A 14,622-nucleotide genomic window follows, 5' to 3' on the forward strand; every position below is an offset into this window, starting at 1 on the left:
GCTTGAAATAACGGCATATAAAAAGGAGCAGCCCAATGGCACTATCACTTAGAGCTTGTATTTTATTGTTGAAGGAACACCATTTACTCAAAAGCGCGGCCATCCAAACCACCGAAGATGTGGACATGACCGGCATTGCTTATGATTCACGGAAAGTGTCTGGCCCGACGCTGTTTTTCTGCAAGGGTGATAAGTTTCGGCCGATTTATTTGTCGATGGCCAAAGACAATGGCGCCAAAACCTATGTCGCGGAAAAACCGTATGTGGAAGGTAATGGGCTCAATGCCTTAATTGTCCGGAATATTACCAAAGCCATGGCGATTCTCAGCGCTGCCTTTTTCGACTATCCGCAAGATGACCTGTTTGTGATTGCCTATACGGGTACCAAAGGCAAAACCACGGCATCGTACTTCACTGAAGCCATTTTGAACGAAGCGCGTCCGCGGCATATCGCCTTATTCTCAACGATTGACACGGTTGTCGGCCCGGAACCGAATCAACGCTTCAAATCAAACCTGACTACGCCGGAAAGCCTGGATTTATTCCGTGATATGCGGGAAGCAGTTGAAAACGGCATGACCCATCTGGTGATGGAGGTGTCAAGTCAAGCTTATCTGCGCAATCGCGTTTTCGGGCTGACTTATGATGTCGGGTTCTTCTTGAACATCACGCCGGATCATATCGGACCGAACGAGCATCCGACATTTGCCAACTATCTGCACAACAAGCTGCAATTGCTGGTTAACGCCCGTAAAGTCGTGATTAATGCCGAAACCGAGCATTTTGACCAGGTTTATGCCGCCGCGACAACGACGACTTATCCGGAAAGTATTTATTTATTTGCCAGTGCCGGCTTCAAGCCTAAGCGCGACGATATTGACATCGACTTTCGGTTTGACAGTCAGGAAGCGGACGTTGCCGAAAGTCGCTTTACATTAGTGCCGGTAACGGAAAAAGCGGCCGCACTCAATATCGGCGGCCATTATTCGCTTGCGTTAATCGGCGATTTTAATGAAAGTAACGCGACCGCAGCGATCATCGGCGCCGGATTGGCAGGGGTTGATGCATCGGCGGCAGTTCCGGGGATTGCTAAGGTTAAAATTCCTGGCCGCATGGAACATGTTCAGATTGCTGGTCATGGCACGGTTTATGTTGATTATGCCCATAACTATGCCAGCATGAAGGCACTTTTATCATTTTTGAAGCGTTCATACAAAGATCCGCGGATGCTGGTTGTGGTCGGGTCGCCTGGTGATAAAGGCGTTTCCCGGCGGCCGGGGTTTGCCAAAGTGCTTACTGAACTGGCTACGGAAGCTTATCTGACAACAGACGATCCCGGTTACGAAGATCCTGCCAATATTGTCAACGAAATCGACAGCAAAATCGACCACAGTAAGGTCAAAGTTCATAAGGTGCTTGATCGGAAAGAAGCCATCACCGAAGCGATTAAAGCCAGTGGCCCGCAAGATGTGGTGGTCGTAGCCGGTAAAGGCGCGGATCCTTATCAGAAGATTCGCGGCGTCAATACGCCGTGGCCAACCGACATGGCAGTTGTAAAAGAAGTTGGCAAGTCGTTACAGGAAGGCTGATATTAATGCGTCAATTTTTCACGGTAATCGGAGGCATGGGCACACCCGCAACAGAAAGTTACGTGCGGCTGCTCAATCAACGAACGCATGCCCACAGTGATCAGGAATATCTCAATTACATTCTGGTTAATGACGCCACCGTACCGGATCGGACCGATTACATTTTGGATCACAGCAAACCAAGCTTTTATCCTGATTTACTTGAGGATATCCAAGCACAAAGCTTGCTGAATCCCGAGTTTATTGTGATTGTTTGCAATACGGCTCATTATTTTTACGATCAGCTGGCGGCCGCAACCCCGATTCCGCTGTTACACATGCCGCGACTGGCGATCCGCGACATGTGCGAACGTTTTCCCGGTGAAAAACGCATCGGACTCATTGCCACGCAAGGTACCATTAAAGATGGCATCTATAGTCAGGAAATCGAAAACACGGGACGCGAAGTTGTTCTAGGGGATCAGGCACTTCAGGACATGGTCACGGAACTGATTTACAAGTACGTTAAGGAAAAAGGCGAAGTTAACGCTGAATTGTATCACCGCATCTTAAAGCGGATGCATGATGATTTTCATGTCAACGTCATCGTGCTCGGCTGCACGGAGCTGTCATTTGCGCAGGAAAAAGCGGGCGATCATCCGTATCACGTTATCGATGCCCAGAGCATTATTGTCGACAAAACGCTGGCATTAGGCAAAGCCTTCCGCAAGAGCGAAGCGGACGGTAAGGCGCTTTTGAATCAACTAATGGTGTGAGCCGAGCGTGAACAGGAGATTTCTGCGACTGCGAACGCGTTATCATTCATTTTTGAGTGGTAGACGGCCATACAAAACGCTGCTTACTTGTGGTAAGCTTAAATCAGTTCTCAAGTAAAGGAGATGCAGAATTTGGCACATTTAACCAAATTGACAGACACGTATACTTTAAACAATGGCGTTGAGATTCCGATTGTTGGCTTTGGCACTTGGCAGACACCTGATGGAGAAGTTGCCAAGCACAGTGTGGAAACCGCATTGGCTGCCGGCTACCGGCATATCGACACAGCTGCTGCCTATGGTAACGAAGATAGTGTCGGTGCAGGCATCAAGGCATCCGGTGTTCCGCGCGATCGGATCTTTTTGACCACCAAACTGTGGAATGCCGATCATGGCTATGAAGCAACCAAAGCCGCCATCGATCGCTCATTGCAAAAGCTTGGTGTTGATTACGTCGATCTTTATTTGATTCACTGGCCAAATCCGATTCAATTCCGGAACAATTGGGAAGAGGCTAATGCCGGCTCGTGGAAAGCCATGGAAGAAGCCTATCAAGCAGGTAAGTTACGGGCGATTGGTGTGTCGAACTTCCGCGCCAAGCATTTGGACGCGTTACTCAAGACCGCTAACGTCAAGCCAATGGTCAATCAGATCTTCCTGAATCCAAGTGATTTGCAGCCGGAAGTCGTGGACTATAACAAGGCGCATGATATTTTGAGCGAAGCATATAGTCCACTGGGCACAGGCAAAATCTTCAAAGTCGAATCCCTTAAGAAGATTGCGGAACGTTACAACAAGAGCGTGGCGCAAGTGGTGCTTCGCTGGTCACTGCAACATGGCTTCCTACCGCTGCCAAAATCGGTGCACGACGACCGTATTAAAGAAAACGCCCAGCTGTTCGACTTTGAGCTGAGCCATCACGACATGACGCTGATTGATGCATTACATGGCGAAGCGGGTCTGGCAACGGATCCGGATACTACTGATTTCTAGGAGCAAAATGACGATGCAGTCATCATTGTATGACTGAACAAAACCCCCGCGGGAGACCGCGGGGGTTTTTGTGTGCCGTGACGAAATTTATGAAGGTGAGACGGCCTGCTGCGTTTTGGCATTGATGAGCTGAACATTGTTTTCAGTCAAAAAATCGCGATATTTTGCGTCAACATTGCCATAGGTGACAATCGCATCGATGTCTTGCAAAGCACCATAAGTGAGAAGCGAGACGCGGCCAAACTTGGACTGATCGATGAGCAGGATCTTGCGGTGCGCCTTTTTAAAGATCTCGGCTTTGATGAGATATTCGTTGTACTCCGAATTGGATAAGCCGCGTGTCAGCGAAATCCCGGTTGCGGCCATGAACGCCTTGCCAATATTAAAGCGGCTAAAGATGTTCATATCATCAATACCGGTAAACGACTGGGTACGCCGATCAAAATTCATGCCAATGATGACGAGTTTGATGTTCGCAAGCGGTGCGGCTTGATTGATAATCTGCAGATTGTTAGTGACTAAAGTGAACGGAAAATCTGTCGGTAAAAAACCGCCCATCTCGGCAGTCGTGGTTCCGGAGTCAATAAAAATCAAGTCTTCAGGTTCGATGAGTTGGGCCGCAGCGCGTCCGATCTGGTGTTTTTCGGTCGGTGCCGCTAATTGACGCTCACTGTAAACGGTGAGGGCGTTGCCTTTCGTGCTGGGAGTCGTGGTGTTATCCGTCACGCCACCATACACTTTTTTAACGGTGCCGGCAGCGATGAGGCTGGCCAGATCGCGACGAAGCGTGCTGGGAGCGATGTCAAACTTATCTTCGAGTTCTTTCATGGAAGCCGTCTTGACGTCGCTGATATAGGCTTGCATGGCATCAATTCGTTCTTTTCTAAGCATGGATGTCACCTTCTTCATTTCTATAAGCATTTTGATTATAGCATTTAATGACAAACTTTTGAACAACTTTTGATCAACTTACCAGCCGAATCATGATTAATTTCCGGATGAGCAATTGGTCAGCTCCGGCTCCCGAAAAAATGTACCGATTTTCTCAAGAAAAAATAGCAACATTCAAACATAAAATCTGCTTTGATCTATGCGCAAAGCGGCGAACATAACATTGGCTTTCTTTGGCAAAGCCGCTAGTTGTTTGCCTTTATCATACCATCATGGTATAGGAAGATTCATCTTTTTGGCTGGTTTTGTGAATAGCTGGTCATTTTATGAGCAAATGTTGAATACTTTTTAGTTGACTTTGATCTAGTCTGCTTATATGATGGCAATGTGATCATAAAGTAAGCGCTTAACTTTGTACTAAAAAACTTCAGAAAAGTTTGGAGGCTATGGGAAATGCGCAAAGCAGGAATTGTTAACGACAAAGGCGAGGCTGCGCTTGCTCCGCAGACGTCTGGCGGGATCAAGTCAGAGAAGTTGCCTAAGTCGGCACGGCGCCGGTTACGGATTATCTCCGTGATTGCGACATTTGGCGGCATGCTCTTCGGGTATGACACCGGGGTGATCAACGGTGCGTTACCGTTCATGACCAAGGCCGGAGAATTAAATATGTCACCTTCGATGGAAGGCTTGGTAGCAAGTTCATTAACGTTGGGAGCGGCTTTCGGTGCGGTTTTGACCGGCCGGATTTCCGATCGTAAAGGTCGGCACAAGGTGATTACCGCACTTGCGATGTTGTTTGTTGTCTCGACAATTGCATCGGCATTGTCACCAACGGCACCAATATTGGCGTCAGTTCGATTCGTTTTGGGTCTGGCTGTTGGGGGCGCTTCGGTCATTGTTCCGACCTTCCTCGCCGAGGTTGCACCGTCAAATCTTCGTGGGCGGATTGTGACCCAGAATGAATTCATGATTGTTTCCGGACAACTGCTGGCCTTTGTGTTTAATGCCATTTTAGGAACCACACTGGGTCATATTCCCGGCATCTGGCGGTGGATGTTAGTCCTGGCCACGATTCCGGCGATTATTCTTTGGATCGGGATGAATTTTGTTCCTGAATCACCGCGGTGGTTGGCGGCCAATGGCAAACTGGATCAGGCTTTAACCGTTTTGCGAGAAATTCGGACAGAGGATCAGGCACGCGATGAAATGGAAAAGATCCAGATTTCCTTAAAATCCGCGCAGGAAGTTAAGAGCGCTTCGATTGCCGACTTGAAGATTGGCTGGATCAGACGGCTGGTTTTGATCGGTATTGGCTTAGGCATCATGCAACAGATTGTCGGGATTAACGTCATGATGTACTACGGAACGACAATTCTGCAGACCACCGGCTTTGGTCAAAACGCGGCCTTGATTGCCAATATTCTGAACGGTGTTACATCGGTGGTCGCAACCATTGTGACGATGCATTTGATGAGTAAATTCAAACGGCGTCAAATGTTATTAACCGGGATTTCCGGTACCTTGTTTTCACTTGTCGGTATTACACTGACCAGCCACTTTCTGGCAGGCAGTCCAATGTTGCCTTATTTCACGATCTTGTTGACGATTATCTATCTGGCGTTCTTCCAAGGCGCATTAGGACCGCTGACATGGTTGCTGCTATCGGAAATTTATCCGGCGCGGATCCGTGGTTTGGGGATGGGATTTGCCACCTTCTTCCTCTGGATCAGCAACTTCTTCGTCGGTTATTTCTTCCCGGTTATGTTGGCAGGCATCGGTATGTCGAATACCTTCCTTGTCTTCGTGGGAGCCAACATCATTTCATTGATTTTCGCATGGCGGTTTGCACCAGAAACAGCCGGTCGTTCGCTCGAAGAAATCGAATTGGACAACAAGTTTGACGACAAGTTCCCAGAAAAGAGCAAGATCAACAAAAATTAAGTTTCCAAAGTCAATTTATTTGAAAATGTAAGCGCTTCATATCATCTTTGAAAAAGAAGCACGAAAGGAGTCAGTTTCAATGACAACGCAACAAGCAGTGAAGACACTCAAGAATTTTATCAATGGTAAGTGGGTAGACGCCAAAACCGAAACCTTCGAAGATGTTTACAATCCCGCAACCGGTGAAGTTTTAGCTCGGGTACCGCATTCAAGTAGCGAAGATGTTGCCGATGCGGTTGCCGCAGCAAGCGCCGCGTTTAAGACCTGGCAGCGGGTATCGATTCCTAAGCGGGCCAAAATTCTATTCAAATACCAGCAGTTATTAGTCGAACACCAGGAAGAATTAGGGCGGATCGTGACTGAAGAAAACGGCAAGAGCCTCAGTGAAGCAGTTGCCGAGGTCGGCCGTGGTATTGAAAATGTCGAATTTGCAGCTGGCGTTCCAACCTTGATGATGGGGGATTCGCTAACAACGGTGGCTACCGATGTTGAGGCGACCAATTACCGTTATCCGGTTGGCGTTGTTGGTGGCATTACCCCCTTTAACTTTCCGATGATGGTGCCATGTTGGATGTTTCCGATGGCAGTGGCAACCGGCAATACGTTTGTGCTGAAGCCATCCGAGAAAACGCCGCTGACAAGCCAGCGACTGGTGGAACTGTTCCAGGAAGCAGGTTTGCCTGATGGGGTGCTGAATATCGTTAATGGGTCAGTGGATGTTGTGAATGGTCTTTTGGATCATCCGGATGTTAAAGCGATTAGTTTTGTGGGTTCCGAGCGGGTCGGCGAATATGTGTACAAACGCGGCAGTGAACACTTGAAGCGGGTTCAGGCCTTGACCGGAGCAAAGAATCACACCATCGTTTTGGCGGATGCAGACCTTGATGCAGCTGTGAAAGGCATTATTAGTTCGTCATTCGGATCAGCCGGTGAACGCTGCATGGCAACTTCTGTTTTGGTATTGCAAGAAAGCATTGCCGACAAATTCATGGCGAAATTTACGCAGGCAGCTAAGGATATCAAGATTGGCAACGGACTGGACAAAGGAGTCTTCTTGGGACCGGTTATCCGCAAAGAAAATCAGGAACGGACCCTGAACTATATCAAGACTGGGGTCAAAGAAGGCGCCAAACTGGTTTTGGATGGTTCGGAAGAAGCCAAGGAACGCGATGGTTACTTCGTTGGGCCGACCATTTTTGAAGACGTCAAAACCGATATGACCATTTGGCACGATGAAATGTTCGCGCCGGTGCTTTCGGTGATGCGAGCAAAGGACTTGCCAGAAGCCGTTGCCATTGCCAATAGTTCCGAGTTAGCCAATGGGGCTTGCCTCTTTACGGACTCAGCCGCATCCATTCGTTACTTCAGGGAAAACATCGACGCCGGCATGTTAGGCATTAACCTCGGCGTTCCGGCACCGATCGCGGTCTTCCCGTTTTCTGGGTGGAAGCATTCGTTCTTCGGCACACTGCATGCCAATGGCAAAGACAGCGTGGACTTCTATACGCACAAGAAAGTTGTGACGGCACGATATGATCAAAGCCGGTTCAAGTAAAGTTCTGCAGCTTTGAAAAGAGGAGGGTCACGATGAGCTTACTGTATCAAAAGCAAAATCAGGAAATTCGGCCAGGCGTGCATTTGATTCAGGATGTCAATGCAAGTAATTCGCCAATGAAATATACGGCAGTCAAGGTTTTGGCGCTTGATGCGAACGCTTCGTATGATGAAACCTTGGGAGCGTTTGAGGCTGGCATTGTTGTTTTGACCGGAAAAGTAACCGTAAGTGCTGACCAACAGCGATTTGAAGGTATTGGTCAGCGGCAGTCGGTTTTTGATAAGATCCCGACTGACAGTGTTTATGTCGGCACCGGGTTGCCGTTCAGTGTCACCGCACAAACGGCAGCCAAGATTTTGATCGCCTTTTCGCCAACCACAACGTCCTTCCCGGTTCGTTTGCTTAAAGGCGATATTCATCAAATCGAGCATCGCGGTAAATATCAGAATAAACGACTGGTGCAAAACATTTTGCCAGACGACCTGCCATTTGCGGACAAATTGTTGCTGGTGGAGGTTTATACGGATTCGGGAAACTGGTCAAGTTATCCGCCGCATCGCCATGACCATGACAACCTGCCGACGGAATCGTTACTGGAAGAAATCTATTATCACGAAATGCAACCAAAGCAGGGATTTGTTTTTCAGCGTGTCTATACAGACGATCACTCGCTCGATGAAACCATGACCGTTCAAAACCAAGACGTTGTGATTGTTCCGAAAGGCTATCATCCCGTTGGCGTTCCAGACGGGTATGACAGCTACTACCTCAACATTATGGCAGGACCGACCCGGGTTTGGCATTTTCACAATGCCCCAGAGCATGCGTGGATTATTGATCGAAAGTAGAAAAGGTTGATGCGCAAGGGAGGAAGCATTTTTGATGTCTAAAAAATTTGATTTGATTGCCATTGGCCGAGCAGCCGTTGATTTAAATGCGGTTGAATATAATCGACCATTAGAAGAAACCAAGACCTTCGCGAAGTTTGTTGGCGGCTCGCCAGCCAATATTGCGATCGGTTCCGCCAAACTAGGCCAAAAAGTCGGCTTCATTGGCAAGGTGTCAGATGATCAACTGGGACATTATGTGACCCAGTACATGGCCGAAGTTGGCATTGATACCTCGCAAATGGTTAAGGATGATGCCGGCCATAAAATCGGACTGACTTTTACCGAAATTATTAGTCCTGAAGAAAGCGACATTTTGATGTACCGCAATGAAGCCGCTGACTTATATTTAGCGGCCGATGAGGTTTCAAAAGACTACTTGGCCCAAGCACAGATGCTCGTCATCTCAGGAACCGGATTAGCGCAGAGCCCGTCACGCGAGGCGATTCTAAAAGCACTTTTGCTGGCGAAGGAACTTGGCGTCGAGGTCATCTTCGAACTGGATTACCGGCCGTACACTTGGCAAAATGCCGAAGAAACCAGCCTGTATTACCAACTTGTTGCTCAAAAAGCTGACGTCATCATCGGCACCCGCGATGAATTTGATGTTTTGGAAAATCATCAGGGCAATACTGATGAGCAAACAATCGCAACCTTATTCCAATACGACGCCAATCTGATCATCATCAAGAGTGGCGTTCAGGGGTCAAATGCCTACACCAAAGCGGGCGACAAGTATCATTTTGGCGTTTTCAAAACGAAGGTGCTAAAGAGCTTTGGCGCCGGTGATTCGTTTGCGGCCGGGTTCCTGTATGCTTACAGCCATCATCTGGGGATTGAAACGGCCTTGAAGTATGGGAGTGCTGCGGCATCGATCGTCATTAGCCAGTTAAGTTCTTCGGAAGCGATGCCGAACTTGGCGCAGCTGACCGAGTTTATTCAAAAGGCTGAGACGCAGGGGGTGCATTAAGATGAGCGCAATGGAGTTGGAGCCGCAAACAAAAGCGTCGCAACGGTCCGCACCTGACACTGTCCGGCTGACGACCGCACAGGCGTTGGTTCGTTTTTTAAATCAACAATATATTGACGTGGATGGAGAAGTGACACCTTTTGTCGAAGGCATTTTCGCCATTTTCGGACACGGCAATGTGCTGGGGCTAGGAGAAGCCTTACAGGAAGATCCTGGTCATTTGAAGGTCTATCAAGGACACAACGAACAAGGTATGGCCAGCACGGCGATTGCGTATAGCCGTCAGTTGTATCGCCATAAGATTTTTGCAGTGACGGCTTCGGCAGGCCCGGGCTCGGCAAACTTTGTCACCGCAGCCGGTAATGCTTACGTTAACAACATTCCGATTCTCTTTTTGCCAGCCGACACGTTTGCGACCCGCCAGCCGGATCCGGTTTTACAACAGATTGAAGTGGATGGCAGCGCAACGACGACCACTAATGATACGTTGAAGCCGGTATCCAAGTACTGGGATCGGGTTGAGCGGCCGGAGCAATTGATGAGTGCGCTGCTTAAGGCATTTGAAGTCTTGACGAATCCGGCGACAGCAGGGCCGGTGACGGTTGCACTGCCTCAGGATACCGAAGGCGAGGCTTTTGATTATCCGCTCAGTTTTTTCAAGAAGCGCGTTCATGTCGTGAAAAGGATTCAACCAAGCGCGACGGAATTGGCAGAAGCGACGCAGATGATCAAGGCGAGCCACTATCCGGTTTTGATTGTTGGCGGTGGCGCGAAGTTTAGCGAGGCTGGCCCGGCAATCGAGGCGTTTTCGAATAAATTGAAAATTCCGATTGTTGAAACGCCGACAGGGAAGTCCACCGTTTCATCCGCTTTTGCGAACAACATGGGTGGCACCGGCGTTCTGGGGACCGCCGCTGCCAACGATGTGATTGCCAAAGCCGATCTGATTATTGGGGCGGGTACGCGGTATACGGACTTTACGACGGCATCCAAGACCGCCATTGATCCGGAGAAAACCCACATTATCAATATTAATCTGAATCGCATGCAGTCCTATAAGTTTGATGGGTTCCCGGTGGTTGCCGATGTGCGCGATACCATAACGCAACTGACAAACGCGCTGTCTGGATACGAAAGCGGATTTACCGACTTAGCTGACACCAAGGCGGCTTGGCAAAAAGAACGGAACCGCTTGGCACACACGAATTATGATGCGCCGGACTTTACGCCTGAAGTTAAAAACCAGTTTAGCCCCGAAACCTTGGCAGAGTACGCGGCAAAACTGAAAACCCACTTTACGCAAACCGAGGCAGTCATTGCAGTCAACGACACGATTGCTCCAGACAGCATCATGGTCGCAGCAGCCGGTTCACTGCCGGGGGATGTTCAACGTATCTGGGATCCGGTCGAACCAAACACTTATCACATGGAATATGGGTATTCCATGATGGGGTATGAGGTTCCAGCAGCCTTGGGCGTCAAGTTGGCGGAGCCGGATAAAGAAAGTTATGCCTTGGTTGGGGATGGCAGCTTTATCATGTTGCATTCGGAACTCGTCACAGCCCTACAGTATCACAAGAAAATCAATATTTTGGTCTTTGATAATTCCGGATTTGCGTCGATCAATAATTTACAAATGGCGCAAGGCAGCAATAGTTACCTGACTGAATTCCGAACAGCCGATCACGATATTTTGACCATTGATTTTGCCAAAATCGCTGAAGGATACGGCGCGAAAACCTACCACGCTAATGATCGGGAAAGCCTGATCGCCGCTTTGGAAGACGCTAAAAAGCAAACCGTTTCAACGTTAATTGACATCAAGGTACTGCCGAAAACAATGACGCAAGGCTACGGTCAAAGCTGGTGGCGCGTCGGGGTGTCTGAAGTTTCCGACAATCCGAAAGTCCAAAAAGCATATCGGGCCATTCAAGAAGGTATTGATCAGGCGTTTAAATACTAGGAGAAAACAGCAAAAGGAGCGATCAACATGGTTGTCAAAGTTGGTGTTATCGGAACAGGCGCAATGGGTCGAGCGCATATTGATCGGCTGACGAATGTCTTAACCGGCGCAAAAGTGGTGGCAGTTACCGACATTAATCAAGAAGCGGCTAAAGCTGCGGTGCGCGATTTTAAACTGGATGCAAAAGTTTATCCTGACGACACGAGTCTGTTACAAGATCCGGATATTGATGCGGTCTTTGTTGTCAGTTTTGGTGGGGCACACGAGGCGACGGTTCTTAAAGCCTTGGATACGGATAAATTTATTTTCACGGAAAAGCCGTTGGCGACAACCTTGGAAGGGGCCAAGCGCATTGTCGACAAAGAAATGGGTAAACCGCGAAAGGTCATTCAAGTCGGGTTCATGCGGCGCTACGACGAAGGCATTCATGCGTTGAAGACCCAGTTGGATTCAGGCATCATTGGAGCGCCGCTGGTTGTTCGGGCCAGTCACATCAATCCGGACGTGGCGGCGAACTATTCCAATGAAATGGCGATTACCGATACTTTGATTCATGAAATCGATGAGATGCACTGGTTGCTTGATGATGATTATGCATCAATTCAGATCACCTATCCGCGGCAGTCAAGCAAAGTGAACAATGAAGGGCTACGGGACCCGCAACTGGCAACGTTGACGACTAAAAAAGGCGTGGTTATTCAAGTGCTGGTTCATGTGACGGCGCAATATGGCTATGAGGTCAAACTTGAAGTGGTTGGGGAAACAGGCGAGTTGAAACTGCCGGATTATGGATTTGCGCCAATTGTGCGAACCCAGGCAACGCAACAAACTGCAATGGAAACAAGTTGGGTCAAGCGATTCTTGCAGGCGTATAACACCGAAGTACAGGAATTTATTAATCAAGTGGCCAAGAATCAGTCGCCAATTGGCCCTAGTGCGTGGGACGGCTATATTGCCGCTGTGACCGCAGAAGCCGGCATCCGCTCGCAAAAGGATCAGGAACCGGTTCTCATTAACGTAGCCACAACACCGGCATTTTATCAAAAGAAACAGGCAGTAAAAGCTTAAGTGAACCAAATAAATGACTTGAGGAGGATATTGATGATGGCTCAACGGACAGTAAAAATCGGCATTGTGGGTTTAGGCCGACTGGGGAAAATCCATGCGACTAATCTGGCAACCAGCATTCAGCACGCTAAGCTGCAGGCAGCCACAAGTGTTGTTCCAGAGGAGTTGGCATGGGCGCGCGAAGAACTTGGGGTTGAAGAAACCTATGAAGATTTCGACGATATGGTTCAAAACGCAGATATTGATGCGGTGTTTATTGTGTCGCCTTCAGGGTTTCATTTGCCGCAAATTGAAAGCGCTATGAATGCCGGCAAACACGTTTTCAGTGAAAAACCGATCGGCTTGGATCTTGCGGCGATCAAACACACGCAGGCCGTGATCAACCAGCATCCTGATTTGAAATTCCAGCTTGGCTTCATGCGGCGCTTCGATGATTCGTACGTTTATGCAAAGCAGCTAGTTGATGAAGGCAAAATTGGCGACATTACGCTCATCCGCAGTTACAGCATTGATCCGGCGTCCGGAATGGAAAGCTTCGTTAAGTTTGCGACCTCGGCTAATAGCGGTGGCTTGTTCTTAGACATGTCGATTCATGATATTGATGTGATTCGCTGGTTCACCGGTAAAGAGATTGACAAGGTTTGGGCGATCGGGTTGAATCGCGCCTATCCGGTTCTGGATCAGGCTGGCGAGCTGGAGACTGGCGCTGCGCTGATGCAACTTGAAGATAAGACCATGGCGATCCTGGTAGCCGGGCGCAATGCGGCACATGGCTATCATGTCGAAACCGAAGTCATCGGAACCAAAGGCATGTTGCGGGTCGCCCAGGTTCCAGAGAAGAATCTGGTGACGGTGATGAACGAAGAAGGCATCATCCGGCCAACCTCCCAGAACTTCCCTGAGCGGTTTGCCCAAGCATTTCTGAGTGAAGAAAAAGCGTTTGTTGACAGCATTTTGAAAGACACTTCAGTCGGGATCACGGCAGAAGATGGCTTACAAGGTACGAAAGCAGCGCTGGCATTACAACAGGCATTTGAAAAGAACGATATTGTCAAAGTCGATGACGTAGATAAAAAGGTGGGTGCTTAAATTGACGATTGAGCTAGGAATTGCGCCAATTGGTTGGACAAATGATGATATGCCGGAACTGGGCAAAGAAGTGACATTTGAACAAGCAATTGATGAGATGGCGTTGGCAGGGTACCAAGGAACCGAAGTAGGCAATAAATACCCAAAGGATCCGGCAGTGCTAAAGCATTATCTGGAATTACGCCATCTGAAGATTGCCAGCGCATGGTTCAGTGCCTTTTTGACGACCAAGCCGTATGAGGAAACCGAAGCGGCTTTCATTAAACATCGGGACTTTCTTCACGCGATGGGCGCCAAAGTGATCGTCGTTGCGGAACAAGGACATAGCGTTCAAGGAATGCTGGACAAAGCCGTTTTTGATGACAAACCATATTTTACCGATGAAGAGTGGCAGCGGTTGGCGACCGGATTGGAACGGTTGGGCGATCGGGCACATGAGGTAGGAATGCAAATTGTGTATCACCATCACATGGGGACTGGTGTTCAAACAACGGCTGAAATCGATAAATTGATGGCGATGACGGATCCAGACAAGGTTTCACTTTTGTTCGACACCGGGCATCTGGTCCTATCCGGTGAAGATCCGCTAGACATTTTCAATCGCTACAAAGATCGGATTAAGCATATTCACTTCAAAGACGTTCGCCCGGAGCAAGCTAAGCAAGAACGGGCAGAACACATGAGTTTCTTGGCTGGGGTCAAAAACGGGATGTTTACGGTACCTGGCGATGGCATGATTGATTTCAAGCCAATTTGGCAAGCCATTCAAAAGAGCAACTATAGCGGGTGGATTGTGGTTGAAGCCGAACAGGATCCCGCCAAGGCAAATCCGCTTGAATATGCATTGAAAGCAAAACAGTACTTGGATACCATCATGGCAATCCCACAAGCGGTTTAAAGGATTAGATTTAGAAGGGGTAT

Annotated in this window: 12 protein-coding genes; 11 read left to right on the forward strand and 1 reads right to left on the reverse strand. The window is 48.6% G+C overall.

Features of this window, described 5'->3' with window-relative positions; genetic code table 11:
* Window positions 1-35: 35 nt before the first annotated feature.
* The 3 genes from LACSTY_RS01090 (at window position 36) to LACSTY_RS01100 (ending at window position 3,337) form a co-directional block, all read left to right on the forward strand.
* Window positions 36-1,589, forward strand: coding sequence for a UDP-N-acetylmuramoyl-L-alanyl-D-glutamate--2,6-diaminopimelate ligase (locus tag LACSTY_RS01090; RefSeq protein WP_039639704.1), 1,554 nt, complete (start codon window positions 36-38; stop codon window positions 1,587-1,589).
* A 5-nt stretch (window positions 1,590-1,594) separates the two neighbouring features.
* The gene (locus tag LACSTY_RS01095; protein ID WP_087911375.1) at window positions 1,595-2,344 is read left to right on the forward strand and encodes an aspartate/glutamate racemase family protein; all 750 of its coding nucleotides are present in this window, start codon (window positions 1,595-1,597) and stop codon (window positions 2,342-2,344) included.
* 132 nt (window positions 2,345-2,476) lie between these two features.
* Window positions 2,477-3,337, forward strand: a complete 861-nt coding sequence (locus tag LACSTY_RS01100) for an aldo/keto reductase (RefSeq protein ID WP_039639701.1) — start codon at window positions 2,477-2,479, stop codon at window positions 3,335-3,337.
* Window positions 3,338-3,424: 87 nt separating this feature from the next.
* On the opposite strand, the gene LACSTY_RS01105 is transcribed toward LACSTY_RS01100, so the two are convergent.
* The gene (locus tag LACSTY_RS01105) at window positions 3,425-4,228 is read right to left on the reverse strand and encodes a DeoR/GlpR family DNA-binding transcription regulator (RefSeq protein ID WP_025013242.1); all 804 of its coding nucleotides are present in this window, start codon (window positions 4,226-4,228) and stop codon (window positions 3,425-3,427) included.
* Between the two features lie 453 nt (window positions 4,229-4,681).
* Here LACSTY_RS01105 and LACSTY_RS01110 point away from each other — a divergent pair, with 453 nt between their 5' ends.
* The 8 genes from LACSTY_RS01110 to iolE all read left to right on the forward strand — a co-directional run bounded on the left by LACSTY_RS01110 (window position 4,682) and on the right by iolE (window position 14,599).
* Complete coding sequence (locus LACSTY_RS01110) at window positions 4,682-6,169, forward strand: sugar porter family MFS transporter (RefSeq protein ID WP_087911376.1); 1,488 nt, start codon at window positions 4,682-4,684, stop codon at window positions 6,167-6,169.
* 79 nt (window positions 6,170-6,248) lie between these two features.
* Window positions 6,249-7,724, forward strand: a complete 1,476-nt coding sequence (locus LACSTY_RS01115) for a CoA-acylating methylmalonate-semialdehyde dehydrogenase (protein ID WP_087911377.1) — start codon at window positions 6,249-6,251, stop codon at window positions 7,722-7,724.
* A gap of 32 nt (window positions 7,725-7,756) precedes the next feature.
* Window positions 7,757-8,572, forward strand: a complete 816-nt coding sequence (gene iolB / locus LACSTY_RS01120; RefSeq protein ID WP_087911378.1) for a 5-deoxy-glucuronate isomerase — start codon at window positions 7,757-7,759, stop codon at window positions 8,570-8,572.
* 34 nt (window positions 8,573-8,606) lie between these two features.
* Window positions 8,607-9,581, forward strand: a complete 975-nt coding sequence (gene iolC, locus LACSTY_RS01125; protein ID WP_087911379.1) for a 5-dehydro-2-deoxygluconokinase — start codon at window positions 8,607-8,609, stop codon at window positions 9,579-9,581.
* Window position 9,582: 1 nt separating this feature from the next.
* The gene (gene iolD, locus LACSTY_RS01130) at window positions 9,583-11,544 is read left to right on the forward strand and encodes a 3D-(3,5/4)-trihydroxycyclohexane-1,2-dione acylhydrolase (decyclizing) (protein WP_087911380.1); all 1,962 of its coding nucleotides are present in this window, start codon (window positions 9,583-9,585) and stop codon (window positions 11,542-11,544) included.
* A gap of 27 nt (window positions 11,545-11,571) precedes the next feature.
* A complete protein-coding gene (locus LACSTY_RS01135; RefSeq protein WP_087911381.1) occupies window positions 11,572-12,612 on the forward strand; it encodes a Gfo/Idh/MocA family protein in 1,041 nt (346 codons plus the stop codon).
* 36 nt (window positions 12,613-12,648) lie between these two features.
* Window positions 12,649-13,701: an inositol 2-dehydrogenase gene (iolG, locus tag LACSTY_RS01140; RefSeq protein ID WP_087913210.1), complete on the forward strand. Its 1,053-nt coding sequence runs from the start codon at window positions 12,649-12,651 to the stop codon at window positions 13,699-13,701.
* A 1-nt stretch (window position 13,702) separates the two neighbouring features.
* Complete coding sequence (gene iolE, locus LACSTY_RS01145) at window positions 13,703-14,599, forward strand: myo-inosose-2 dehydratase (RefSeq protein WP_087911382.1); 897 nt, start codon at window positions 13,703-13,705, stop codon at window positions 14,597-14,599.
* The last annotated feature ends 23 nt before the right edge of the window (window positions 14,600-14,622 follow it).

It is taken from the genome of Lacticaseibacillus styriensis (assembly GCF_030770295.1).
In the GTDB taxonomy this organism is placed as follows: domain Bacteria; phylum Bacillota; class Bacilli; order Lactobacillales; family Lactobacillaceae; genus Lacticaseibacillus; species Lacticaseibacillus casei.